We start from the raw sequence: 292 nt of genomic DNA, 5'->3' as shown, positions 1-292 counted from the left end.
CTATCCGCAGGTCAAACATCCCGTTGAAGGCGACGAGCATCGGGCCCTGTCGTGCCGTGAAGAACTTCTTCAACGACTTTTTTATGTGCAGGCGTTCTTCCTTGGTCCAGTGAGCAAGCGGGTGATCGACGGACACCGTATACCCTACCTCGGGCTCTGTGTCCATCGCGAACTGGATGGTCAGGATTTTGTTATATAGCACACTCAGGTTACGCGTTTCCGTGTCGAATGCGACTTCAGACGCCTTGTGCAAGCGGCGCATGAGCGTGTCGAATTCCTCGATCGTCTTCAC

The 292-nt window shown here is 54.1% G+C and carries 1 protein-coding gene; it reads right to left on the bottom strand.

Features of this window, described 5'->3' with window-relative positions; translation table 11 throughout:
• Positions 1-292, bottom strand: a 292-nt coding sequence (locus AC1RPW_RS08360) for a hypothetical protein (RefSeq protein ID WP_481769501.1), incomplete at both ends; no start/stop codon positions are given.

This window comes from Dellaglioa sp. CoH-55-MRSF-8, from assembly GCF_056782195.1.
This window is presented reverse-complemented; position numbering and strand designations above follow the sequence as displayed.